Source organism: Streptomyces sp. NPDC049541 (assembly GCF_044465725.1).
Lineage (GTDB): Bacteria > Actinomycetota > Actinomycetes > Streptomycetales > Streptomycetaceae > Streptomyces.
Window position 1 is genome coordinate 42,727 of the sequence record NZ_JBITLY010000020.1, and the last position, 22,859, is coordinate 65,585.

General features: G+C 70.6%; 26 protein-coding genes. 13 read left to right on the top strand and 13 right to left on the bottom strand.

What is annotated here, in order from left to right; genetic code table 11:
* Nucleotides 1-130: 130 nt before the first annotated feature.
* The 3 genes from dapF to miaA all read right to left on the bottom strand — a co-directional run bounded on the left by dapF (nucleotide 131) and on the right by miaA (nucleotide 2,678).
* A complete protein-coding gene (dapF, locus tag ACIBW9_RS41190; protein WP_398963590.1) occupies nucleotides 131-1,021 on the bottom strand; it encodes a diaminopimelate epimerase in 891 nt (296 codons plus the stop codon).
* Between the two features lie 106 nt (nucleotides 1,022-1,127).
* Nucleotides 1,128-1,631, bottom strand: a complete 504-nt coding sequence (locus ACIBW9_RS41195) for a hypothetical protein (protein ID WP_398963710.1) — start codon at nucleotides 1,629-1,631, stop codon at nucleotides 1,128-1,130.
* 108 nt (nucleotides 1,632-1,739) lie between these two features.
* Nucleotides 1,740-2,678, bottom strand: coding sequence for a tRNA (adenosine(37)-N6)-dimethylallyltransferase MiaA (gene miaA, locus ACIBW9_RS41200; protein WP_398963593.1), 939 nt, complete (start codon nucleotides 2,676-2,678; stop codon nucleotides 1,740-1,742).
* 182 nt (nucleotides 2,679-2,860) lie between these two features.
* On the opposite strand from miaA, the gene ACIBW9_RS41205 reads away from it, so the two are divergent.
* Both ACIBW9_RS41205 and ACIBW9_RS41210 read left to right on the top strand, forming a co-directional pair.
* Entirely contained in the window at nucleotides 2,861-3,130 is a 270-nt protein-coding gene (locus ACIBW9_RS41205; protein ID WP_398963596.1) for a hypothetical protein, read from the top strand.
* A gap of 62 nt (nucleotides 3,131-3,192) precedes the next feature.
* Complete coding sequence (locus tag ACIBW9_RS41210) at nucleotides 3,193-3,462, top strand: antitoxin (RefSeq protein WP_398963598.1); 270 nt, start codon at nucleotides 3,193-3,195, stop codon at nucleotides 3,460-3,462.
* A gap of 71 nt (nucleotides 3,463-3,533) precedes the next feature.
* Here the strand turns inward: ACIBW9_RS41210 and ACIBW9_RS41215 are convergent, their stop codons facing one another.
* From ACIBW9_RS41215 to ACIBW9_RS41230, 4 genes are read right to left on the bottom strand one after another with little or no spacing between them, the layout of a single operon-like run.
* Entirely contained in the window at nucleotides 3,534-4,271 is a 738-nt protein-coding gene (locus ACIBW9_RS41215; protein WP_398963601.1) for a class III extradiol dioxygenase subunit B-like domain-containing protein, read from the bottom strand.
* Nucleotides 4,272-4,325: 54 nt separating this feature from the next.
* Nucleotides 4,326-5,843 carry a tRNA (N6-isopentenyl adenosine(37)-C2)-methylthiotransferase MiaB gene (gene miaB, locus ACIBW9_RS41220; protein WP_398963604.1) on the bottom strand — a complete coding sequence of 506 codons (1,518 nt, stop codon included), beginning with the start codon at nucleotides 5,841-5,843 and terminating at the stop codon, nucleotides 4,326-4,328.
* Between the two features lie 58 nt (nucleotides 5,844-5,901).
* Nucleotides 5,902-6,555, bottom strand: a complete 654-nt coding sequence (locus tag ACIBW9_RS41225; protein ID WP_398963607.1) for a response regulator — start codon at nucleotides 6,553-6,555, stop codon at nucleotides 5,902-5,904.
* Nucleotides 6,555-7,502, bottom strand: coding sequence for a sensor histidine kinase (locus tag ACIBW9_RS41230; RefSeq protein ID WP_398963609.1), 948 nt, complete (start codon nucleotides 7,500-7,502; stop codon nucleotides 6,555-6,557). Before ACIBW9_RS41230 ends, ACIBW9_RS41225 begins: the two co-directional genes overlap by 1 nt.
* A 181-nt stretch (nucleotides 7,503-7,683) precedes the next feature.
* Between ACIBW9_RS41230 and ACIBW9_RS41235 the strand changes: the two genes are divergently transcribed.
* Together ACIBW9_RS41235 and ACIBW9_RS41240 are read left to right on the top strand one after the other, a co-directional pair.
* Nucleotides 7,684-8,169 carry a cation:proton antiporter regulatory subunit gene (locus ACIBW9_RS41235; protein ID WP_398963611.1) on the top strand — a complete coding sequence of 162 codons (486 nt, stop codon included), beginning with the start codon at nucleotides 7,684-7,686 and terminating at the stop codon, nucleotides 8,167-8,169.
* Between the two features lie 4 nt (nucleotides 8,170-8,173).
* On the top strand, nucleotides 8,174-9,394 hold the full coding sequence (locus ACIBW9_RS41240; protein ID WP_398963613.1) for a cation:proton antiporter: 1,221 nt from the start codon (nucleotides 8,174-8,176) through the stop codon (nucleotides 9,392-9,394).
* A 19-nt stretch (nucleotides 9,395-9,413) separates the two neighbouring features.
* Here ACIBW9_RS41240 and ACIBW9_RS41245 read toward each other — a convergent pair whose 3' ends face one another.
* Both ACIBW9_RS41245 and ACIBW9_RS41250 read right to left on the bottom strand, forming a co-directional pair.
* On the bottom strand, nucleotides 9,414-9,668 hold the full coding sequence (locus tag ACIBW9_RS41245; protein ID WP_398963615.1) for a hypothetical protein: 255 nt from the start codon (nucleotides 9,666-9,668) through the stop codon (nucleotides 9,414-9,416).
* 559 nt (nucleotides 9,669-10,227) lie between these two features.
* Nucleotides 10,228-10,632: a MazG nucleotide pyrophosphohydrolase domain-containing protein gene (locus ACIBW9_RS41250; RefSeq protein ID WP_398963618.1), complete on the bottom strand. Its 405-nt coding sequence runs from the start codon at nucleotides 10,630-10,632 to the stop codon at nucleotides 10,228-10,230.
* A 112-nt stretch (nucleotides 10,633-10,744) separates the two neighbouring features.
* On the opposite strand from ACIBW9_RS41250, the gene ACIBW9_RS41255 reads away from it, so the two are divergent.
* A complete protein-coding gene (locus ACIBW9_RS41255) occupies nucleotides 10,745-11,746 on the top strand; it encodes a TAXI family TRAP transporter solute-binding subunit (protein ID WP_398963620.1) in 1,002 nt (333 codons plus the stop codon).
* An 8-nt stretch (nucleotides 11,747-11,754) separates the two neighbouring features.
* Here the strand turns inward: ACIBW9_RS41255 and ACIBW9_RS41260 are convergent, their stop codons facing one another.
* On the bottom strand, nucleotides 11,755-13,158 hold the full coding sequence (locus tag ACIBW9_RS41260) for a sensor histidine kinase (RefSeq protein ID WP_398963622.1): 1,404 nt from the start codon (nucleotides 13,156-13,158) through the stop codon (nucleotides 11,755-11,757).
* 9 nt (nucleotides 13,159-13,167) lie between these two features.
* Nucleotides 13,168-13,854 (bottom strand): response regulator transcription factor, encoded by a 687-nt coding sequence (locus ACIBW9_RS41265; protein ID WP_398963625.1) that lies wholly within the window; start codon nucleotides 13,852-13,854, stop codon nucleotides 13,168-13,170.
* A 286-nt stretch (nucleotides 13,855-14,140) separates the two neighbouring features.
* On the opposite strand from ACIBW9_RS41265, the gene ACIBW9_RS41270 reads away from it, so the two are divergent.
* The 8 genes from ACIBW9_RS41270 to ACIBW9_RS41305 all read left to right on the top strand — a co-directional run bounded on the left by ACIBW9_RS41270 (nucleotide 14,141) and on the right by ACIBW9_RS41305 (nucleotide 20,529).
* Nucleotides 14,141-14,917, top strand: coding sequence for an amino acid ABC transporter ATP-binding protein (locus tag ACIBW9_RS41270; protein ID WP_398963628.1), 777 nt, complete (start codon nucleotides 14,141-14,143; stop codon nucleotides 14,915-14,917).
* A gap of 65 nt (nucleotides 14,918-14,982) precedes the next feature.
* Nucleotides 14,983-15,828, top strand: a complete 846-nt coding sequence (locus ACIBW9_RS41275) for a glutamate ABC transporter substrate-binding protein (RefSeq protein WP_398963631.1) — start codon at nucleotides 14,983-14,985, stop codon at nucleotides 15,826-15,828.
* A gap of 117 nt (nucleotides 15,829-15,945) precedes the next feature.
* A complete protein-coding gene (locus ACIBW9_RS41280) occupies nucleotides 15,946-16,611 on the top strand; it encodes an amino acid ABC transporter permease (RefSeq protein ID WP_398963634.1) in 666 nt (221 codons plus the stop codon).
* Entirely contained in the window at nucleotides 16,608-17,540 is a 933-nt protein-coding gene (locus ACIBW9_RS41285) for an amino acid ABC transporter permease (protein WP_398963637.1), read from the top strand. The genes ACIBW9_RS41280 and ACIBW9_RS41285 overlap by 4 nt, the downstream gene beginning before the upstream one ends.
* A gap of 175 nt (nucleotides 17,541-17,715) precedes the next feature.
* Nucleotides 17,716-19,317: an FAD-dependent monooxygenase gene (locus ACIBW9_RS41290; protein ID WP_398963640.1), complete on the top strand. Its 1,602-nt coding sequence runs from the start codon at nucleotides 17,716-17,718 to the stop codon at nucleotides 19,315-19,317.
* Nucleotides 19,318-19,434: 117 nt separating this feature from the next.
* Nucleotides 19,435-19,482, top strand: a complete 48-nt coding sequence (locus ACIBW9_RS41295) for a hypothetical protein (RefSeq protein ID WP_309506048.1) — start codon at nucleotides 19,435-19,437, stop codon at nucleotides 19,480-19,482.
* 79 nt (nucleotides 19,483-19,561) lie between these two features.
* On the top strand, nucleotides 19,562-20,101 hold the full coding sequence (locus tag ACIBW9_RS41300; protein WP_398963643.1) for a cysteine dioxygenase: 540 nt from the start codon (nucleotides 19,562-19,564) through the stop codon (nucleotides 20,099-20,101).
* Nucleotides 20,098-20,529: a rhodanese-like domain-containing protein gene (locus ACIBW9_RS41305; RefSeq protein WP_398963646.1), complete on the top strand. Its 432-nt coding sequence runs from the start codon at nucleotides 20,098-20,100 to the stop codon at nucleotides 20,527-20,529. The genes ACIBW9_RS41300 and ACIBW9_RS41305 overlap by 4 nt, the downstream gene beginning before the upstream one ends.
* A gap of 172 nt (nucleotides 20,530-20,701) precedes the next feature.
* Here ACIBW9_RS41305 and recX read toward each other — a convergent pair whose 3' ends face one another.
* Both recX and recA read right to left on the bottom strand, forming a co-directional pair.
* Nucleotides 20,702-21,595 carry a recombination regulator RecX gene (gene recX, locus ACIBW9_RS41310; protein ID WP_398963649.1) on the bottom strand — a complete coding sequence of 298 codons (894 nt, stop codon included), beginning with the start codon at nucleotides 21,593-21,595 and terminating at the stop codon, nucleotides 20,702-20,704.
* Between the two features lie 3 nt (nucleotides 21,596-21,598).
* The gene (gene recA, locus ACIBW9_RS41315) at nucleotides 21,599-22,723 is read right to left on the bottom strand and encodes a recombinase RecA (protein WP_398963653.1); all 1,125 of its coding nucleotides are present in this window, start codon (nucleotides 22,721-22,723) and stop codon (nucleotides 21,599-21,601) included.
* Between the last annotated feature and the right edge of the window lie 136 nt (nucleotides 22,724-22,859).

Below are 22,859 nucleotides of genomic sequence, written 5' to 3' on the forward strand. Positions count from 1 at the left end.
GTCTGCAGGTTTACGGTTTCGCGCCATGCGACAGGGAGCCGCCCGTGATTTCGAACGCGCAGTCGTCGCCCCGGAGCAACTCCCGTACACCGCCCGGCACACAGGCCTCGGAATCCCAGCGCCATCCTGCTCAGCGAACGAATGTTTCCAGCCACTCGGAGTCGATCTCGCCCTCGGCGACGATCACTGCGGGGCCGGTCATCTCGATCTCGCCGTCGGGCTGTTCGGTGATGACAAGGGTCCCGCCGGGCACGTCGACGGTGTACGTCACCGGGCTCCCGGTGACGGCCGGGTCGGCGCCGTCCCGGCGGGCGGCGGCCACGGCGACGGCGCACGCGCCCGTGCCGCACGAGCGGGTCTCGCCGGCGCCGCGCTCGTACACGCGCAGCGCGACGTGCCGGGGGCCGCGGTCGACCACGAACTCCACGTTCACCCCGTCCGGGTAAGCGGAGGCCGGGCTGAACGGCGGCGGCGCGTACAGGTTTCCGGCGTGCGCGAGGTCGTCGACGAAAGCGACCGCGTGCGGGTTGCCCATGTTCACGTTCCGCGCGGGCCAGCTGCGCTCGCCGACGGTCACCGTGACGTCCCCTTCGGGGAGGCGCGCCCTGCCCATGCCGACAGTGATGTCGCCCTCGGCGGAGCCGCTGCCGGATGCGGTCTTTGCGATGTGCACGCTCTTCACGCCCCCGCGTGTGGCCACCGCGAGGTCGCCCTCGGCGACGTGCCCGGCGCGCTGGAGGTAGTGCGCGAACACCCGCACGCCGTTGCCGCACATCTCCGCGATCGAGCCGTCGCCGTTGCGGTAGTCCATGAACCACTCGGCCTCGGCCGCCATGTGCCGCGCCTCGGGGTGCGCGGCGGACCGCACCACGTGCAGCAGGCCGTCACCGCCGATGCCCGCGCGGCGGTCGCACAGGGCGGCGACGGCGGCCGGGGGCAGGTCGATGGAGTTCTCGGGGTCCGGCACGATCACGAAGTCGTTCTCCGTGCCGTGGCCCTTGAGGAAGGCGATGCGGGTCATTCTTCGATGGTATGTGACGGTCGTTGTCCGGCTGCGGGCCGGTCGGGGCTGGTCGCGGCCACGCGGCGGGGCCGCATGGCGACACAGCCTCGCGCGCCTGGAAACCTCAGCGCAGCCTTGCTACGCGCCATACCGCCAGCACCACGACCGCGGCCACCACCACTACGTACGCCAGGACGACCCGCCAGTCGGGGCGACGCCCGGAGCCCCTCGGGGGGAGCCCGGGGCCCGTGTAACCCACCCGGCGGGCGGCCATCATGCCCCAGCCGGCCGCGCAGGAGCAGATCAGCAGTCCCAGCATGGCGATCACGGCCCCGCTGTCGCCGAAGTCGAAGGCGAGCGGGAAGGCGAACATCAAAGAGCCGAGCGCGGCGAGGGCCACGATGGGGGCGAGCTGCCAGATGCGCAGGCGGCGCTGCGGGCGCAGCTCGACCTCGACCTCGGGGCCACCGGCGAACATCTCCTCCGGCTCGGGGCCGTCGGCCGTCACACCGCCCTGCGTGTCGTCGGGCCCGTCGGGGCTCAGACGGTTCTCGTCCTGCTCCGGCTCACCGCTCTCGACGGTGAGGGGCTCGGTGCCTTGTGCAGTGTCGCGAGGGCCGGCCTCCATCGCCACGCGCCCTCCCAACTAGGACTCCACTTGGTCGATCGAAGCTCGATGATGGCACGGCACCGGATGCCGGAACGGCGGCCGGAGCGTCCCGATGCCATGACGTGATCAGGCTGTAACCGGTCGTTCGACCAACGCCAGTGCGCGCTGCGGAAGTTCTGTGAGATCCGCCGCAGCCCCGCTCAACCAGTGCACACGGGGGTCGCGCCGGAACCAGGAATCCTGCCGGCGCGCGAAGCGCTTGGTGGCGCGCACGGTCTCGACCCGCGCCTCCTCCTCGGTGCACTCCCCGGCCAGCGCCGCGAGCACCTGCTGGTAGCCGAGCGCGCGAGCCGCCGTACGGCCCTCACGCAGGCCCTGCGCCTCCAGCGCACGCACCTCGTCCACGAGCCCGGCGTCCCACATCCGGTCGACCCGGCGGGCGATGCGCTCGTCGAGTTCGGGGCGGGCCACGTCGACGCCGATCTGGACGGTGTCGTAGACCGAGTCATGGCCGGGCAGATTGGCGGTGAAGGGCTGACCGGTGATCTCGATCACTTCGAGGGCCCGGACGATACGGCGGCCGTTGCTGGGCAGGATCGCCTGCGCCGCCTCGGGGTCCGCGGCGGCGAGTCTGGCGTGCAGCGCTCCGGAGCCGCGCAGCGCGAGCTCCCCCTCGAGCCGGGCCCTGACCTGGGGGTCGGTGCCGGGGAACTCCAGGTTGTCGACGGCCCCGCGGACGTACAGGCCGGAGCCGCCGACCAGGATCGGCCAGCGGCCTTCCGCGAGCAGGGCGTCGATCTTGGCGCGGGCCAGCTTCTGGTACTCGGCGACCGACGCCGTGACCGTCACGTCCCAGATGTCGAGGAGGTGGTGCGGAATGCCGCCGCGCTCCTCGGGCGTCAGTTTGGCGGTGCCGATGTCCATCCCGCGGTAGAGCTGCATGGAGTCGGCATTGACGACCTCGCCTCCGAGCTGCCGGGCGAGGAAAACGCCCAGATCGGACTTTCCGGCCGCGGTCGGTCCGACGACGGCGATGACTCGGGGGGCGGGGGGTGCGCTGCTCACCGCACCAGTCTCGCAAACCTCGAGGGCACTCCTCGAACGAGTTACGTGACGGCACGGGTGCCGGGTCGTTGCCCGTTGCGAGGCTCTCGCCGCCGGTTTCGGGGGGCGGCGACCCGGGCGGCGCAAACGGACGCACCGGACGACGCGGGATTTCGCCCGCACGAGTAACGTATGGAGTGGATATGGGCGTTTTCGCACGACTTCTGCGGAGGTCGAAGGCTACGGAGGAGGCGTCAACCGCCGAGGCTCAGGCCGACACACCGACGGCCGAGCCCGCGGCGGAGGAGACGGCAGAGGCGAAGGGGTCGGCCGAGGCCGAGGAGCAGGCGGAGGGCGAACCGGAGGCACGGGAGGCCGCCGAGACCGCCTCCGGCGAGGCCGTCGAGATCCCCAAGCAGCAGTCCGCCGAGGAGGCGGCAGACCGGGACGCCGGCGAGGACGCCCGCACGTAACCGCCCCGGGCCCGAGCAAGCCGCAGGGGCGTGCCGAGCCCGGGAACGACGGAAGGTGGACCATGGGCCTCCTGAACAACCTGAAGGCCAAGCTCAACCCGGCCAAGGACAAGGTCTCCGACCTCGCGCAGCAGCACGGGGACAGGATCACGCACGGTCTCGACAAGGCCGCGAAGGTCGTCGACGAGAAGACCAAGGGCAAGTACAGCGACAAGATCCACACCGGGACGGGCAAGGCCAAGGGCGCCATGGACCGACTCGCGCACAAGAACGACACGGGACCAGGCGGTGGCACGACCGCACCGCCCGAGTCCCCGCCGCCTGCTTCCTGAACTGCACGGCACACCGACGGACGGCCGCGGGGCCCTAGGGCTCCCGGCCGTCCGCCGTTCACCCCGCGCCTCTACGACCAGGTAGCGACCAGGTAGCCCACACCGTACGGCGCGTCCTCATACAGCAGCGCGCCCGCGAGGTCCGTGCCCTCGGCCGCGCCCGCGAGGACCTGCCAGCAAGCCCGGCCTGATGCCTTCAGCTCGGACGCCAGCTCGGTGTCCAGCGCCTTGAGGGCCGCCACGTCCGCCGCTCCCAGCGCACGCGCGACCCCCGCGTCGAAGGGCGCCGCGCGCTCGTCGAGGTAACCGGGGGCCTTGAGCGTGCGGCAGGCACTGGCGTCGCCCATGACCAGCAGCGCCACCCGCTCGGGTCCGGCGGTGATTTCCCTTCCGGTTTGAATACACCGCTCGGCCGCCAGAGGTTCCCCCACAGCGAGTCCCTCGATCGGGGCGTGGGACCAGCCGGTGCGCTGCAGCAGCCACGCGGCCACCGCCAGCGAGGGTGGAAGCGACCGCTCCGAGGCCGCCGGAGCCGGGACTTCGGACTCGGCATGCTCCGCCCTGCCGAGCCGCACGTCCACGTCGACGCCGAACCCGCGGAAGGAGCCACGCGTGCCCTCGGGATACGTCCTCAGGCCGGTCTGCTCCGCGGGACCGACGACGACGAGCCGGTCGGGGCGGGCGGCCGCGAGCACACCGACCGCGTCCGTGCACGCGGCACGAGCCACGTCCATCTCGGCGGCGGCACCCGCGGCGACCTCGGGCACGAGCAGCGGCGGGCAGGGACAGACTGCGGCGACGACAAGCATGATCGGCAGGGTAACCCCGCCGCCCGGCGGCGGACACCGCGCCGAGCGGAGCGGTCAGTCGCAGCCGCAGACACTCCCCGTCGCCACCGGCAGCGGTTCCGGGACGCCGATCTTCGGCAGGCCCAACAGGACGCCCGTGGGCTTCGCCGCCTCTGCCGCGTTGCGCTTCTCCCAGGCGTCCCCCGCGCGCGTTCGGCGCACGTCGAGGACGGCTCCCTCGGCCAGGAGGTGGTGCGGGGCGGCGTACGTTATCTCGACCGTGACCACGTCGCCGGGCCGCACCTCCTGCTCCGGCTTGGTGAAGTGGACCAGGCGGTTGTCCGGGGCGCGGCCGGAGAGGCGGTGGGTGGCGCCGTCCTTGCGGCCCTCACCCTCGGCGACCATCAGCTCCAGGGTGCGGCCGACCTGCTTCTTGTTCTCCTCCCAGGAGATCTCCTCCTGGAGGGCGACGAGACGCTCGTAACGCGCCTGGACGACCTCCTTCGGGATCTGGTTCTCCATGGTCGCGGCCGGGGTGCCGGGGCGCTTGGAGTACTGGAAGGTGAAGGCCTGCGCGAACCGCGCCTCACGGACGACGTGCAGGGTCTGCTCGAAGTCCTCCTCCGTCTCGCCGGGGAAGCCCACGATGATGTCGGTGGTGATCGCGGCGTGCGGGATCGCGGCCCGTACCTTCTCGATGATCCCGAGGTAGCGGTCCTGCCGGTAGGAGCGGCGCATCGCCTTCAGGATCGTGTCCGAGCCGGACTGCAGCGGCATGTGCAGCTGCGGCATGACGTTCGGGGTCTCGGCCATCGCCGCGATCACGTCGTCGGTGAAGTCGCGCGGGTGCGGGGAGGTGAAACGGACGCGCTCCAGGCCCTCGATCTTGCCGCAGGCCCGCAGGAGCTTGCTGAAGGCCTCGCGGTCGCCGATGTCGGAGCCGTACGCGTTGACGTTCTGCCCGAGCAGCGTGATCTCGGAGACGCCCTCGGCGACCAGGGCCTCGATCTCGGCGAGGATGTCGCCGGTACGGCGGTCCTTCTCCTTGCCGCGCAGGGCCGGGACGATGCAGAAGGTGCAGGTGTTGTTGCAGCCGACGGAGATCGACACCCAGGCCGCGTACGCGCTCTCGCGGCGCGTCGGCAGGGTGGAGGGGAACGCCTCCAGGGACTCGGCGATCTCGACCTGGGCCTCTTCCTGCACGCGCGCGCGTTCCAGCAGCACCGGGAGCTTGCCGATGTTGTGCGTGCCGAAGACGACGTCCACCCAGGGCGCCTTCTTCACGATGGTGTCCTGGTCCTTCTGCGCGAGGCAGCCGCCGACCGCGATCTGCATCCCGGGCCGCGAGGCCTTCTTCGGGGCGAGGCGGCCGAGGTTGCCGTACAGCCGGTTGTCGGCGTTCTCACGGACGGCGCAGGTGTTGAAGACGACGACGTCGGCGTCGCCGTCGGAGCCCTCGGGCGCCCGCACGTACCCGGCCTCTTCGAGCAGCCCGGACAATCGCTCGGAATCGTGGACGTTCATCTGGCACCCGTAGGTGCGCACTTCGTAGGTCTTCACGCCCACTGCCTGGCTCCGGTCGATGCTGCTCATGTGACAAGGGTAGGCGGTGCCGGAAGTGTCTCCCGCCGCCCTGTGGACAACCGGGGGCTCAGGGCTCGATGAGGCCCGCGCGGATCGCGTAGCGGGTGAGTTCCAGGCGGTCGCGCATGCCCAGCTTGTGCAGCAGGTTCGCGCGGTGGCGCTCGACCGTCTTCGTGCTGATGAAGAGCAGTTCGCCGATCTCCTTCGAGGTGTGGCCCTCGGCGACCAGTTTGAGGATCTCCTCCTCGCGCTCGGTGACCGGCCGCGCGGGCAGATCGTCGCCCCGGCGCAGGCGGTCCAGCCAGGAGCGCACGAGGGCCCGCTCCGCGCCCGGGTACACGAACGGCTCGTCGCGCACCGCCGCCCGGCAGGCCCCGACCAGGTCGCGGTCGGCGGCGGACTTGAGGACGTAGCCGCTGGCTCCGGCCCTGAGGGCCTCGAAGAAGTACTCCTCGTTGTCGTACATGGTGAGCATGAGGATGCGCAGGCCGGGCTGGCGTCGGGAGAGTTCACGGGCCGCCTGGAGGCCCGTCATCCGGGGCATGGCGATGTCCAGGACGGCCAGGTCGACGTCACGCGCGCGTGCCAGCCCGACCGCCTCCGCCCCGTCCCCGGCCTCGGCCACCACGGTCAGATCGGGCTCGCCGTCCAGGATGAGCCGCACGCCCTGGCGTACGAGCGCATGGTCGTCTGCGAGCAGCACACGCGCGTGGGGCGCCATCAGTGGCCTCCGGTGGTGACGGGTACGCGCAGCCGCACATCGGTGCCGTCCTCGGGCCCGGGCGCTAGCGAAAGGTCGGCTGCTATGAGCAACGCGCGTTCGCGCATGCCGCGGATTCCGGCGCCCTCGGGGGCCGTACCGAGGCCCTTGCCGTTGTCGCGCACGAGGAGTTCGACGCCGTCCGTGACCGGCCGGAGGCGGACCTCGGCGCGGTCGGCGCCGGCGTGCCGGGCCGTGTTGGTGAGTCCTTCCTGGGCCACGCGGTAGATCACCAGCTCCGACTCCTGGGTCAACGGGGGCAGGTCGCCGGTGATGCGGTGGCGCACCGTCAGCCCGTGGGTGGTGAATTCGGCGGCGAGTGAGCGCAGGGCGCTGACCAGGCCGAGTTCCTCCAGGACGCCGGGGCGCAGCCGACGGGCGATACGGCGGATCTCGTCCAGACCTGCCCTGGTCGCCTCCTGCGCCTGGCCCACCTCCCCGCGCAGTTCCTCGGGTGCGCGGTCGGCGACCCGCTTGAGCTGGAGGAGGACGGCGGTCAGGGTCTGGCCCACCTCGTCGTGGAGCTCGCGGGCGATGCGCTGCCGCTCGCGCTCCTGAGCGGACAGAGCGCGGGCCGCTCCGGCCGCGCGTTCACTCTCCAGCCGGTCGAGCATCGTGTTGTACGTCGTGATCAGCTCGGCCGCCTCCGCCGGACCGGCGACGACCGCTCGGGCGCCGGGACGCAGCAGGTCCGCGGCCGCCATGGCCCGGCCGAGCCGCCGTAGCGGAGCAAGTCCGAGCCGCAGCACGATCGCGTTGCCTGCCAGCAGCGCGGCCAGGCCCACCACGACGACCAGCGCCTCGGCCGGCAGGACGGGGGTCGACACGGTGACCGGGCCCAGCAGCAGGGCGGCGGCCGCGACCAGGCCCATGGCGTTGAGGGAGAAGATCCGCCAGAACAGTGACACGGTCCTCCCCGGTTCCGCAGATGCTCCCGATGTGGCTCCGGCCAGCCTCGCCGTCCGCCCCCGGCCGCGTATATCCGTGACGTCACCCATGTCGCCACCGTACGGGCGGATGGCAGCATGCGAAGCGGCCGGGTTGATCACCGGCAGACCACGACCACGCCGCCAGGACAAAGGGAGAAACGTGTCTGCGCCACGACTGAGGGCGACGCCGCTGCCGGGCATCGGGGTCCGGTACGACCTGGTGACCCGCGACCAACGCCAACTGTCGGTGGTGGCACACCGCGACGGCGCGCGCACGGTGAATGTGTACCGGGCCGACGACCCCGACTCCTGTGCCCAGTCGCTGCGGCTGTCCGGCTCCGAGGCGGGCGCGCTGATCGACGCGCTGAAGCCGTCCCACCACAGCGCGAGCCTGCTCTACGCCTCCGATCTGGGGCTGGTGGCCGAGCGGATCGAGCTGGCCGCGGCCTCGCGCTGGAACGGGCGGGTGCTGGGCGACACGCGGATGCGGACCGAGACGGGTGCGTCGGTGGTGGCGGTGCTGCGCCGGGCCGAGGCGATTCCGTCGCCGGCGCCGGACTTCCGGCTGGCGGGCGGTGACATCGTGATCGTCGTCGGCACGCGCGAGGGTGTCGACGCCGCCGCGGCGATACTCGGGCGGGAGTGAACCGGTGCATTCCGCGGTGTTGTTGATCGAGTTCGGTTCCATCCTGCTCGGCCTCGGCCTGCTCGGCCGGGCCGCCGCCCGCTTTCAGCTCTCCCCCATTCCGCTGTACCTGCTGGCCGGACTGGCCTTCGGCGAGGGAGGGCTGCTGCCGCTGGGGGCGAGCGAGGAGTTCGTCGCCATCGGCGCCGAGATCGGCGTCATCCTGCTGCTGTTGATGCTGGGCCTGGAGTACACGGCCGGTGACCTGGTCACCAACCTGAAGGCGCACTATCCGTCGGGCCTGGTCGACTGTGCGCTCAACGCCGTGCCGGGCGCGGTCGCGGCGCTGCTGCTGGGCTGGGGGCCGGTGGCCGCCGTGGTACTGGCCGGAGTCACCTGGATCTCGTCGTCCGGGGTGATCGCGAAGGTGCTCGGTGATCTGGGCCGGGTGGGCAACCGGGAGACTCCGGTGATCCTCAGCGTGCTCGTGCTGGAGGACCTGGCGATGGCGGTGTACCTGCCCATCGTGACCGCGCTGGTGGCCGGCGCCGGGCTGCTGGCCGGGAGTGTGACGCTGGCGGTGGCGCTGGGGGCAGCGGGGCTGGTCCTGTTCGTGGCCGTGCGCTACGGGCGGGTCATCTCGCGGTTCGTCTCCAGTGACGACCCGGAGAAGCTGCTGCTGGTCGTGCTGGGACTGACGATCCTGGTGGCGGGCGTCGCGCAGCAACTCCAGGTGTCGGCGGCCGTCGGTGCCTTCCTGGTGGGTATCGCACTGTCCGGGGAGGTCGCGGAAGGCGCCCAGACCCTGCTCAGCCCCTTGCGCGACCTGTTCGCCGCGGTGTTCTTCGTGTTCTTCGGGCTGCACACCGACCCGGCGAGCATCCCGCCCGTCCTGCTGCCCGCCCTGGCGCTGGCCCTGCTCACCGCGGCGGCGAAGATCGCCACCGGCTACTGGGCGGCGCGCCGGGCCGGGATCTCCGTCAAGGGCCGCTGGCGCGCGGGCGGCGCCCTCGTGGCACGCGGCGAGTTCTCGATCGTCATCGCCGGGCTGGCGGTGAGCGCCGGCATCGAGCCGTCCCTGGGCCCACTGGCCACGGCATACGTTCTCATCCTGGTCGTCCTCGGCCCCCTCACCGCCCGCTACACCGAGCCTCTGGCACGGCGCCTGAGCGAGCGCCGGAAGGCCCGTACGAATCCCCCGGAACCCGAAAGGGCGAGCGTGACGGCGGGTGAACGCCGGGCCTGAGTGCAGGGCCGGCGCGGGCTCAATCGCCGCCGTGGGTCGATCGGCCGGTGGACAGCGCCGTCGACGGCGGCTGCGGGAGCGCATGAACGCCGGACCGCTCACGGACGGCGCCAGGCGCAGCCGCCGTGGATGGCGGCACGGCCCTGGCCGCCTGGCAGTTGTCGACGTCGCGGGCAAGCTGCCGCATGACCAGGCCACCGTCGCGGTCGATCGGGCGATGGGCGGCTGACTGCCCGTCGACCCGCCGGTGCGCGAGGGCCAGCTCGCCGGACACCCATGCAGGCGAAGGACGGCGTCGCCGGCAAGTTGCCGCATGACTCGCCCGCCGTCACGGGCCGACCGATGACCGGCTGACGGCGCCGCTGTCCCGCCGGTGCCAGAACGCAAGCACCCAGGACACCCATGAAGGCAATTGACTGCGTCGCGGGCAAGCTGCCGCACGACTCACTGCTGTCGCGGACCGACCGGCCGAGGGGCGGCTGACGGCGCGCCGCCGACCCGCCGATGCGCAAACGCACACCCACCGAACAAGGGGGACCCATGGGGCGACTGCCAACCTCGTCGACGGCCGCCGCACGAATCACCCGCCGTCGCCGGACTATGGGCCGATGGACAGGCTGACGGTCCGGGCGACGGGCATCTGCGGGAACGCACGCAGCACCGGCCCCCTCGGGGCGACTGCCAGCCTCGTCGACAGACCACCGCAAGGCTCCCGCGCCGCCGCGCACCCCCAGCCGCTGGACGGCAGCCCCGCCCCGAGGCTGATGCGTCGCCGCTCGCCCATCAGCCGGGGGGACCGTGAACAGGGCCGTCGGCGGTAGTGCGGCAAGGCCTCATGTGCCGTCGGGCGCCCACCCCTGTCGGCGCAGTACCGCCGACACGTCCGGGGCCTCGTAGTGGTCGCCCTTGAGGACCTTGCCGTCCGCGCGGCGGGTGACCAGGCCGTCGGGGCCCAGCTTGGTCATGTTGGAGCGGTGGATCTCGGCGATCACCGCGTCCAGGTCGATGCCGTGAACGAGGGCGGTGCCGTAGGCCACGTAGACGACGTCGGCCAGTTCGTGGGCGAGCCTGTCGAGCGGGCCCGTGACCGAGACCTCGGCGACCTCCGCGGCCTCCTCCGCGAGCAGTTCTCCGCGGTGGGCGGCCAGCGAGGGCGCGACCTCGGTGGGCGTACTGCGGGCGTCGAGCCCGACGGCGAGGTGGAATTGACGAACCAGGTCGGCGGGCGATGAGCTCATACGGCGACTGTATCGACCGCCACTGACAACGTCCGTTCGTGATCCCGTTGTGACCCCTGCCCCGGTCAGCAGCCCTGGTCAGCACCGCGTTCCGGCTGGCAGGATCCCTGGCATGTCCAAGATGTTCCCCCGGATCGGCAGACGCCGGGCCCTGCAGGGCGCGGCTGCCGGCTTCGTCGCCTTCGGGTTGCTGCTGTGGTGGCTGCTGCCCCTGGGTGAGGCCCCTCCGAGCGGAACGATCACGATCAGCACGGGAACGCAGGCCGGGGTGTACCACCAGTACGGCAAGCTGCTGCGCACCGCGCTCGACAAGGACATGCCGGACCTGAAGGTGAAGCTGCTGACCAGCGACGGCTCTCAGGAGAACGTCAGGCGGGTGGCCACCGGCAAGGCCGACTTCGCCATTGCCGCGGCCGACGCGGTCGAAACGTACAAGCTCGCGGCCCACAACCCCGGTGCCGACCAACTGCGTGGTGTCGCCCGCCTGTACGACGACTATGTGCAGCTCATCGTCCCTCGCGACTCACCCATCACGTCCGTCGCGGACCTCAGGGGCAAGCGGGTGGCCATAGGACCGCCCAGCTCGGGTGTACGCCTGATCGCCGACCGGGTGCTCAAGGCGGCCGGCATCGACGCGGTCAAGGACATCACGCCGTTCTCCGACGGCATCGACACCGGGCCGGGCCAGCTCAAGCAGGGCAAAATCGACGCGTTCTTCTGGTCGGGCGGGCTGCCCACGGAGGGGCTGCAGAAGCTCGCCGACACCTTCACCTTCCGGTTCGTGCCGATCACGCCCCGCCTCGTCGCTGATCTGCACGGCCATGACCGTGCCGCCCGCTACTACCGCGCCACGAACATGCCGGAGTCCGCCTACCCCAGCATCCAGGGAGGGTTCGCCGTGCCTACGCTGGCCGTGTCCAACCTGCTGATGACACGCAAGGACATGGACCCGCGGCTCACCGAGTGGATGACCCGCACCGTGATCAGGAGCCGGGACGGCATCGGCACGAAGGTCCACTCCGCCCAGCTCGTCGACCTGCGCACCGCGATCTACACCGATCCCCTGGCCCTGCACGAGGGCGCCCGCCGCTACTACCGCTCCGTCAAGCCGTAGTACCGCCGTCAGACCGCAGGGCTGTTCCTCGGCACGGACACCGTCACCGTGAGCCCGTGCGGCTCGTTGCGGCCGTACGAGATCGAGCCGCCGCCCGCGGCGAGCAGCGTGCGCGAGATGGACAGGCCGAGACCGGAGCCCTTGATGTTCTGGTGGCGGCTGCTGCGCCAGAAGCGGTCACCGACGCGGGCGAGTTCCTCGTCGGTCAGACCGGGGCCGTTGTCGGTGACCACGACCGTCGAGGTGTCACCGTCGGCCGCGACCGTGACCTCGACGCACTCGTCCTTCGGTGTGAACTTGACCGCGTTGTCGATCACCGCGTCCAGCGCGCTGGAGAGCGTGACCGGATCGGCCCAGGCAGTGGTCGGCGGGCAATTCCCCACCAGCCGTACCCCCTTGGCCTGGGCGGTCGGCGTCCAGGCCGCGACGCGCTCGGCGGTCAGCGCGCCGATGTCGGTGATCCGCAGGTCGGCCTCGGTGTGCTCGGCCAGGGCCAGGTCGAGCAGGTCGTCGAGGACCTCCGCGAGGCGCTTGCCCTCGGTGCGGACCGATGCGATCTCCTCATTGTCCTCCGGCAGTTCGAGAGCGAGCAGTTCGATGCGCAGCAGCAGCGCCGCGAGGGGGTTGCGCAGCTGGTGCGAGGCGTCGGCGACGAAGGCGCGCTGCTGCTCCAGTACGTCCTCGACGTTGTCCGCCATCTCGTTGAACGAATGGGCCAGGCGCCGGAGTTCCGGCGGACCGCCGGCCGCCGCCACCCGGGACTTCAGACGACCGCTCGCGATCGCGTGAGTGGTGGCGTCCAGCACCCGTACCGGCCTGAGCACCCAGCCGGTCAGCCGCAGCGCGGCGCCGACGGCCAGCAGCATCGCGGCGATCTCACCCACGCCGATGACCAGCCAGCCGTGCAGGATCCGCGAACGCAGCGCCCCGGTGGGCGAGTCGGTGACCACGACCGCCACGACATCGCCGTCCCGGATGACCGGTGAGGCGACGACCAGACGGTTGCGCTGCCACGGCCACACCTGCTTGGGGTCGTGGCTGCGGCGGCTGAGCAGGGCCTCGGCGAAGGCGTCGCGCACCTCGCCCTGGTCGGGGAGGTAGAAGTCCTGCGGCGCCTGGGCCATGGGGATGTCGGTCCGGCAGAACACCCCGGCCCGGATGCCGTAGACGCCGTAGTAGCTGGCGAGTTCACTGCGCAGCGTCTCCAGCCGCTCGTCCGTGGACGTGCGCGTGGAACTGCACGCGTCGGTGACGAACTGGGCCAGGGACGCGAAGCGCGCCGTGTCGTCGATCCGGTCGACGACGACCTTCTGCTGCTGGGCGGAGGCCACGCTCACGGCGAGCGGGATACCGAGGGCGAGCAGCACGGCCGCCATCAGGACGATCAGCAGCGGAAGAAGACGAGTACGCACCCGTGCACGCTACGAGGACGGGGCGACAAGCCGGTAACCGACGCCGCGTACGGTCTCGATCAGGGCCGGCATGCGCAGCTTGGCGCGCAGGGACGCGACGTGCACCTCCAGGGTGCGTCCGGTCCCCTCCCAGCTGGTGCGCCACACCTCGCTGATGATCTGCTCCCGGCGGAAGACGACCCCGGGGCGCTGCGCGAGGAGGGCGAGGAGATCGAACTCCTTGCGGGTCAGTTGGACAACCGAACCGTCCACGCTGACCTGCCGGGTGGGCAGTTCGATCAGCATGGACCCGAGGCGCAGCTCGTGGTCGCCGGCCGCCCCGGCGTCGTCGTGGATGCTGCGCCGGCTGACGGCGTGGATACGGGCGAGCAGTTCCCCGGTGTCGTACGGCTTCACCACGTAGTCGTCGGCGCCGAGGTTGAGGCCGTGGATGCGGGAGCGCACGTCGGAGCGTGCGGTGACCATGATCACCGGGGTGCTGGTGCGCTTGCGGATCTTGCCGCAGACCTCGTAGCCGTCCTGGTCGGGCAGGCCCAGGTCGAGCAGGACGACGCCGAAGCCGTCGCCCTCCGGAACGAGTGCCTGGAGAGCTTCCTCGCCGCTGCGCGCGTGCGTGACGTCGAAACCGTGCCGCGCCAGAACCGCAGAAAGAGCGGCGGCGACATGGTTGTCGTCCTCGACGAGGAGCAGTCTCATCCGGGCCTCCTTCGGTTCATCGGCCGTACGATCAGAATGGGTACAAAACGCCTGGCACGCGCGTGTGCACCAAGGCAGTCACGCTGATGGACGAGTACGCCGTCAAGTGGGTTCCGGTTGCGGACCGCTTTAGTTACCCGGCCGATACCGGCCCTCGCGCAACTGCTACGACATGTGTCCGATTGCTATCAGATCGTGATGCTCAGATTCCCCTCAGATGTAATGACGCTGGTGGAACGGGGTTACTACTGTCCTGCGAAACCGAGGAGGACGGAGCCCGATAGCGATGACCGAAGTATCGGTGGCCAAGGAAGATGTGGCCGCGACCGGCGAACTGGTCGTCCTGAAGAGCGTCAACAAGCACTTCGGCGCGTTGCACGTACTCCAGGACATCGACCTGACGATCGCCCGCGGCGAGGTCGTCGTGGTCATCGGGCCCTCCGGGTCCGGTAAGTCCACCCTGTGCCGCACCATCAACCGCCTGGAGACAGTCGACTCGGGCTCGATCACGATCGACGGCAAGGCGCTGCCCCAGGAGGGCAAGGAGCTGGCCCGGCTGCGCGCCGACGTCGGCATGGTCTTCCAGTCCTTCAACCTCTTCGCGCACAAGACCGTGCTCGAGAACGTGATGCTGGGCCAGATCAAGGTCCGCAAGGCCGACAAGAAGAAGGCCGAGGAGAAGGCCCGGGCCCTGCTCGACCGGGTCGGCGTGGCCAGCCAGGCGGACAAGTACCCCGCTCAGCTCTCCGGCGGCCAGCAGCAGCGCGTCGCCATCGCGCGGGCGCTGGCCATGGACCCGAAGGTCATGCTCTTCGACGAGCCGACGTCGGCTCTCGACCCGGAGATGATCAACGAGGTCCTCGAGGTCATGCAGCAGCTCGCCCGCGACGGCATGACCATGATCGTCGTCACCCATGAGATGGGCTTCGCACGATCGGCTGCAAACCGCGTGGTCTTCATGGCGGACGGCCGAATCGTCGAGGAGGCTGCGCCCGACCAGTTCTTCAGCAATCCGCGCAGCGACCGCGCCAAGGACTTCCTGTCGAAGATCCTTCACCACTGACGGTTCGCCCCGCTCAGCCGGCCACCGCCGGCCCCTCTCTCTTCACCAGCCAAAGGATGTTCACCATGAAGCTCCGCAAGGTCACCGCCGCATCGGCCGCCGTGCTCGCCCTCGCTGTGGGTGCCACGGCTTGTGGGTCGAACAACAGCAACAGCAACAGCAACAGCAGTTCGTCCGGCGGCGGCAAGAAGATCAAGATCGGCATCAAGTACGACCAGCCCGGCATCGGCCTGAAGGAACCGAATGGCACCTTCTCCGGCTTCGACGTGGACGTGGCGACCTACGTGGCCGGCAAGCTCGGCTACAAGCCGAACCAGATCGATTTCGTCGAGACCAAGAGCGCCGACCGCGAGAACGCGCTGCAGCGCGGCGACGTCAAGTTCATCGTTGCCTCGTACTCGATCACCGACGAGCGCAAGCAGAAGGTCGACTTCGCCGGCCCGTACTTCCTGGCTCACCAGGACCTGCTGGTCAAGAAGGACTCGAAGATCACCAAGGGCACGGACCTCAACGGCAAGAAGCTGTGCTCCGTGACCGGCTCCACCTCGGCGCAGAAGATTGTGAAGATCGCCCCCAAGGTCAACCTCAAGGAGAACAGCGGCTACTCGGAGTGCGTCGCCAGCCTCCAGAGCGGGGCCGTGGACGCGCTGACCACCGACGACTCGATCCTCGCGGGCTACGCCGCGCAGAGCCAGTACAAGGGCCAGTTCAAGCTTCTCGGGCTCAAGCTCAGCAACGAGAACTACGGCATCGGTGTGAAGAAGGGTGACACGGCGACCCTCAACAAGATCAACGACGCTCTGAAGTCCATGGTCAGCGACGGCACCTGGAAGAAGGACGTCGAGAAGAACTTCGGCCCGGCCCAGTACAAGTACGAGCCCGCCCCGAAGATCGGCGTCATCGTCCAGTAATCCAGGAAACCGCAGCCAACGCAGGGTTCCACAGGGGCGCGCCGTCGCCCGCCGCGATCACGGCGGCGGCGCGCCACGCCCTCCTCGTACGCCACAGACCCGGAAGCGCGGGAGATCGTGTTCGACTTTCTTCATGGTTATGACGTCCTAGGGGCGTTCTGGATGACGGTGAAACTCACCGCCCTCTCCGCTGTCGGCTCCCTGGTATGGGGCACCCTGCTGGCCGGGATGCGGGTCAGCCCGGTCCCGCTGATGCGCGGGTTCGGCACCGCCTACGTCAACATCGTCCGGAACATCCCCCTGACGGTCATCATCGTCTTCAACTCGCTCGGTCTCGCCGACATCTTCGGCGTGACGCTGGGCGCTTCCGACTTCAAGATCCAGGGCTTCAGGCTGGCGGTGCTCGGCTTCATCGCCTACACCTCTGCCTTTGTCTGTGAGGCGCTGCGCTCCGGCATCAACACCGTGCCGCTCGGGCAGGCCGAGGCGGCCCGCGCCATCGGGCTGAGCTTCAGCCAGACCCTCCGGCTCATCGTGCTGCCGCAGGCATTCCGTGCGGTCATCGGCCCGCTGGCCAACGTGCTGATCGCGCTGACCAAGAACACCACCGTGGCGGCCGCGATCGGCGTGGCCGAGGCCGCCGCACTGATGAAGACGATGATCGAGAACGAGGCTCAGACGCTGCTCATCGGCGCGGTCTTCGCCTTCGGTTTCGTGGTTCTGACCCTTCCCACCGGCCTCATCCTCGGCTGGCTGGGCAAGCGACTGGCGGTGAAGCGATGACCTCGGTCCTCTACGACGCCCCCGGCCCCCGGGCCAAGCGGCGCAACGTCCTCTTCTCGGTGGTCTTCGTCGCCCTGCTCGCCCTCCTGGCGTGGTGGGTCTGGCGGACGATGGACGACAAGGGCCAGCTGAAGTGGGCCCTGTGGAAGCCGTACACCACGTCCGAAGCGTGGACGACGTATCTGCTGCCCGGCCTCGGCAACACCCTGAAGGCCGCCGCGCTCTCCATGATCATCGCCCTCCCGTTGGGCGCGTTCTTCGGCATCTCGCGCATGTCCGACCACCGGTGGGTGCGGGTGCCGGCCGGAGTGGTGGTCGAGTTCTTCCGCTCGATCCCAGTGCTCCTGCTGATGCTGTTCGCGAACGAGTTCTACTCCCGCTACACGAACGTCACCACGGACGACCGGCCCCTGTACGCAGTCGTCACCGGCCTGGTGCTCTACAACGCCTCGGTCCTCGCCGAGATCGTCCGGGCCGGCATCCTGGCGCTCCCCAAGGGGCAGACGGAAGCCGCGTACGCGATCGGCCTGCGCAAGGGCCAGACGATGACCAGCATCCTGCTCCCGCAGGCGGTGACGGCCATGCTGCCGGCCATCGTCAGCCAGCTGGTGGTCATCGTGAAGGACACCGCGCTGGGCGGCGTCATGATCGGCTACGCGGAGCTGCTCAGCGCACGCAGCACCTTCGCGGCGAACTACGCCAACGTCATCCAGAGCTTCGTCGGCGTGGCGATCATCTTCATCGTGGTCAACTTCCTCCTCACCAGCTTCGCGAGCTGGCTGGAGCGCAGGCTGCGGCGCAGCAAGAAGAGCACGGGCGCGGTCCTCGGTGAGGACACGGTGGAAGTCAACCCCGCCGCGATCGCCGGCACCTACGGGACCGGCGACGGCGTGGGCGGCGGCTTCGGCGGCGGCTTCGGCGGCGTCTGATGATCAGTCAACTCGTCTGACCCGCACGGAGGCAGTGGCATGATCGCCACTGCCTCCGTCGCTTGACGCAAACCCCGCCAATGGGTTGCATACGTTCTGTGATCGTGCACCCTGCTCCAACTTCCTGTTCACATACGTCCGTCAGGACGCCGCCACGAGCAGGGGGCGCCGCGCCGTGGACCCGGTGATCATCGTCGGCGCGGGGCCCGTCGGACTCACGCTCGCCCTGGCGTTGGCGCGCCAGGAAGTGCCTTGCGTCGTGCTGGACGAGGGGCCGGGCAAGGACGAACCGCGCCCCGCGCGCACCGTGGTCCTGCGCGAGGACACCGCCGCCCTGATGGAGCGGCTGAGCGGACGTCCGCTCGTGCAGTACGGGGCCCGTTGGGCCGGATGGCGGTCGATGCGGCGCAAGCAGGTGATGCGCGAGATCACGTTCGGCGGCGACGAACCCGCCCCGCTGCACCTCGCCCAGCATGTCCTGACCGGCGCCCTGCGCGCCGCCCTGGCCACCGAGCCGCTCGTCGAGGTGGCCGTTGACAGCCGCCTCGACACCGTCGAACAGGAGGCCTCCGGGGTCACCGCCCACACCCGCGGCCCGAGGGGCACCTGGTGGCGCGGCAGTTACCTGGTCGGCTGCGACGGCCCGCGCTCCACCGTGCGCAAACTCCAGGACATCCGCTTCCCGGGCCGTACGGCGGTGGAGCGACACGCCGTGGCCGCCCTGCGCACGGAACTTCCGTGGGCGAACGAAGCGTTGCTCCACCGGATGCCGCCCTGGCGGACGTCCGGGCCCTCGGCCGGGGAGGTGACCGCCCGCCCCCTCCCGGACGGCGTGTGGCGCCTGGACTGGCTGCTGCCGCCGGGCAAGGACCTGGTCACGCCCGAGCTGCTGCTCGCCCGTATCCGGGAGACCCTGGCCGGCTGGACAGGGGGCCCGACTCCGCCGTACGAGCTCCTCGACACCGGAGTCCACACGGTCCACCACCGGCTGGCCCGCCGCTGGCGGGTCCGCCGGGTCTTCCTCGCCGGGGACGCGGCGCACCTGCTCGGCGCGCTGGGCGCGCAGGGCCTCGACGAAGGACTCAGGGACGCCGACAACCTGGCCTGGAAGCTGGCCCTCGCCTGGCACCACGGGCCGCACGAGGCACTGCTCGACAGCTACCAGGCGGAGCGGCGCGGGGTCGTCGCGGGCCGACTGCGCGCAGCCGACCAGGCCCTGCCGCTGCTGCGCGGCGGCGGAGGGCTGCGCGCCTACGTGCCCGGCTCGGCCCGCGGCCACGACACGCTGCTCACGGACGGTCATCTGGGGCGCGGAACACTCGGCGCGGTGGGGGCGTACGCCGCCTCCCCGCTCGCACCCCAGCACCTCGAGGCCGAGGTCCCCGTGGCCACGGCGCCCGGCGAGCCGGTCACCGATGTGCGAGTCACCGCGGAGGACGGCACTTTCGTACAGCTGCGGGACCGGCTCGGACGCGGAGCCCTGCTGGTGGTGCTGGTCGCGCCGGGCACGGCGGTGTGGGACCGCAAGCACTGGATGACCGCGGGGATCATGCCCCGGCTGGCAGCCGCGGTGGCCGCGCTGCCGCACCCCGCCGAACTGCTGGTCGCGGAGAGCTACCCCGGCGCGGCGGCCCACACCGTATTGCTGGTACGCCCGGACGGCCACCTGGTCACGGCCCTGGGCGGAGTACGGCCGGCCGAGCTCTACTCGGCGGCGGAGGCGACGCTGGGAGGGCCGGCGAAGGCCGAGGCCACGGCTGGCGCACCCTCGAAGTGAACCTACTCACCGTCACCCTGTGGTCCACATAGTGACGGTGAGTTGACCGCTCGGACCGGCAATGGTGTACTCCGGTACGTGACCGACACCTATGTGCGCCTGTGGCGGAGGGTCCATATGGACCTCGTCCGCTATGCGGGCTGCGTGTGTCGTCCGTCCTGCTGAATTCGCATCCCCTCTTCCCGCGCGCGCCTTCCAGTGCTGCCGCGCGCCCCCCGCGAACGCTTCTCCAGGACGGTGCCACGTGTCTGTCTCCCCTTCTGCCCCTCCCTCTGCCGTCGCAGCTGTCCAGGCTCCGACACAGGCGGACCTCCTCGACTTCGTACGGCGTACGGCCGCGGACGCCGAGCTGATCGCCTCACTCCCGCTCGACCCCGAGGGCCGCACCTGGGTGCGTCTGGAGGGGCCCGGCGGCAGCGAGGCCTGGCTGATCGGCTGGCCGCCCGGCACGGGCACCGGCTGGCACGACCACGCCGAGTCCGTCGGCGCCTTCGTGACGGCGTCCGGGGAGCTCAGGGAGAACTCGCTCGCCGCCCGGCTGCCCGCCGACGGCTGGAAGACCCTGGAGCTCACCGACGGTGTGGACCGGGAGCGTGAGCTGCCGGCCGGCAAGGGCCGTGCCTTCGGCCGCCACCATGTCCACGAGGTGCTCAACCAGTCCACCGACCAACACGCGATCTCCGTCCACGCCTACTACCCGCCCCTGCCGCAGATCCGCCGCTACAGCCGCGTGGGCCAGGTCCTGCGCCTGGAGCAGGTCGAGCGCCCGGAGGACTGGCAGTGAGCGGCGACGGTCCGGTCGGCGGGCCGGCGGGCGGTGCGGGCGCACAGCCCGTCGGTATCGACGAGTTGCTGGAGCGCGTGCGCAGTGGCTACGAGCGGATCGAGCCGAAGGAGGCTTACGACGCTGCTCGCGCCGACGACGCACTCCTGGTCGACATCCGATACGCCGCCTTGCGCGAGCGGGACGGTCTGATCCCGGGCGCTCTGGTCGTCGAGCGCAACGAACTGGAGTGGCGCCTCGACCCGCAGGGCAGCCACCGCGTGCCCGAGGCCACGAGTCATGACGTGCGGGTCGTGGTGATCTGCAACGAGGGCTATGCGTCGAGCCTCGCGGTGGCATCGCTGCACGGTTTGGGGCTGGGACGGGCCACCGATCTGGTCGGCGGATTCCAGGCGTGGAAGGCGGCGGGGCTGCCGGTGACGTCATAGGCGGTCGGTGATCGCTCTGCGCCGACGCCGGTACGCCGTAGCCGTCCGACATGGCTTCGATGCGGACGACGACAGCACGGACAAGGAGTCACCGCACCGCACACGTTCGACCGTCACGCCGTACTGAGCGCGGCACCCATCCCGGAGGCCACGCCTCCACGACTCCTGCCCGTCAGAACCCCTCGTCCCCGAGGAATTCCGTGTCCTCCCCCTCCTCCTCCAGCGCCTGCCGGACCACCCGCAGCGCCATGCCCTCGGAGTAGCCCTTGCGGGCGAGCATGCCCGCAAGGCGGCGCAGGCGCTTGTCACGGTCGAGGCCGCGTGTGGAGCGCAGCTTGCGGGCGACGAGTTCGCGCGCGGTCGTCTCCTCCTGCTCCGAGTCGAGCTGGGACACGGCCGCGTCGATCAGCGTGGAGTCGACGCCCTTGGTCCGCAGCTCCTGGGCCAGTGCCCGCCGGGCGAGTCCCCGGCCGTGGTGCCGGGACTCCACCCAGGCGTCCGCGAACGCGCTGTCGTTGATCAGCCCGACTTCCTCGAACCGTGACAGCACCTCCTCGGCGGCCTCGTCCGGGATCTCCCGCTTGCGCAGGGCGTCGGCGAGCTGCTTGCGCGTGCGCGGGGTCCCGGTGAGCAGGCGCAGGCAGATCGCCCGTGCCCGCTCCACCGGGTCCCCCGAGGACTCTTCCTGCTCGGCCCTCGACGAGGAGGCGGAGCCCCCGTCCTCACCGGACGGCTCGCCGCGGCGCCGCTGTGGGCGCCCGCGGGAGCCGCCCGCTCCACGGCCCCGGCCGCCACGGTGCGAACCACCACTGGACGAGCCGAAACCATCCGGTCCCCCGTCGTCCGGCCACTCGCTGCCGCCCGGCTCGTCGCCGTACGACCCCCCGGTGCCGTACGCCGTCGTGCCGCGTGACCTCGCGCGCTCTTGTCCCCCCTGCGCGCCGTACCCGGCATCGGCCTCGTACACATCGCCGTCCGGCCCGGCAAGAGCCGCGTCGCCTCTCCCGTCCCGGCCTCGCGGAGGGTCCGGGTAGGCGTACTCGGCCCAGTCCGTTCGCCGTGTCATACGTCAGCTCTTGGCAGCCGGAGCCTTGGTCTTGGCCGCCTTGGCCGCAGGAGCAGGCACCGCCTTCGCGGCCTCGTCCGCGGTGGTGGAGACGGCGGCGTCCGCGCCCGGCTCAGCGGTGGGCTCTTCCGGACGCACTCCGACGCCCAGCTTCTCCTTGATCTTCTTTTCGATCTCGTTGGCCAGGTCGGGGTTGTCCTTCAGGAAGTTGCGCGCGTTCTCCTTGCCCTGACCGAGCTGGTCGCCCTCGTACGTGTACCAGGCGCCGGCCTTGCGGACGAAGCCGTGCTCCACGCCCATGTCGATCAGGCCGCCCTCGCGGCTGATGCCCTGGCCATAGAGGATGTCGAACTCGGCCTGCTTGAAGGGCGGGGCGACCTTGTTCTTGACGACCTTGCAGCGGGTGCGGTTGCCGACCGCCTCGGTGCCGTCCTTCAGGGTCTCGATGCGGCGGATGTCGATGCGCACCGAGGCGTAGAACTTCAGCGCCCGGCCACCGGTCGTGGTCTCCGGGGAGCCGAACATCACGCCGATCTTCTCGCGGAGCTGGTTGATGAAGATCGCGGTGGTCTTGGACTGGTTGAGCGCGCTGGTGATCTTCCGCAGGGCCTGGCTCATCAGACGGGCCTGGAGGCCGACGTGGCTGTCGCCCATCTCGCCCTCGATCTCCGCGCGTGGGACGAGCGCGGCGACGGAGTCGATGACGATGAGGTCGAGGGCGCCGGAGCGGACCAGCATGTCCACGATCTCCAGGGCCTGCTCGCCGTTGTCCGGCTGGGAGAGGATCAGGTTGTCGATGTCGACGCCGAGCTTCTTCGCGTACTCGGGGTCGAGGGCGTGCTCCGCGTCCACGAAGGCGACCTGGCCGCCTGCCTTCTGCGCGTTCGCCACCGCGTGCAGGGTCAGGGTCGTCTTACCGGAGGACTCCGGGCCGTACACCTCCACGACACGGCCACGCGGCAGGCCGCCGACGCCCAGGGCGACGTCGAGTGCGGTCGACCCGGTGGGGATGACCTCGATGGGCTCGTTCGGCCGCTCGCCGAGGCGCATCACGGCGCCCTTGCCGAACTGCCGTTCAATCTGTGCGAGCGCGGCGTCGAGCGCCTTCTCGCGGTCGGTTCCTGCCATGGGTTCCACCCGGTTTGCTTGAGTCGATCGCTTCACGTCAAAGACGCTAACGCCTGCCACTGACAATGCGCCCCGACGCCCGTCCGGCCTGTGGATAACTCGGGTACATCTCCGTCAAAACCACGGCGAATTACCC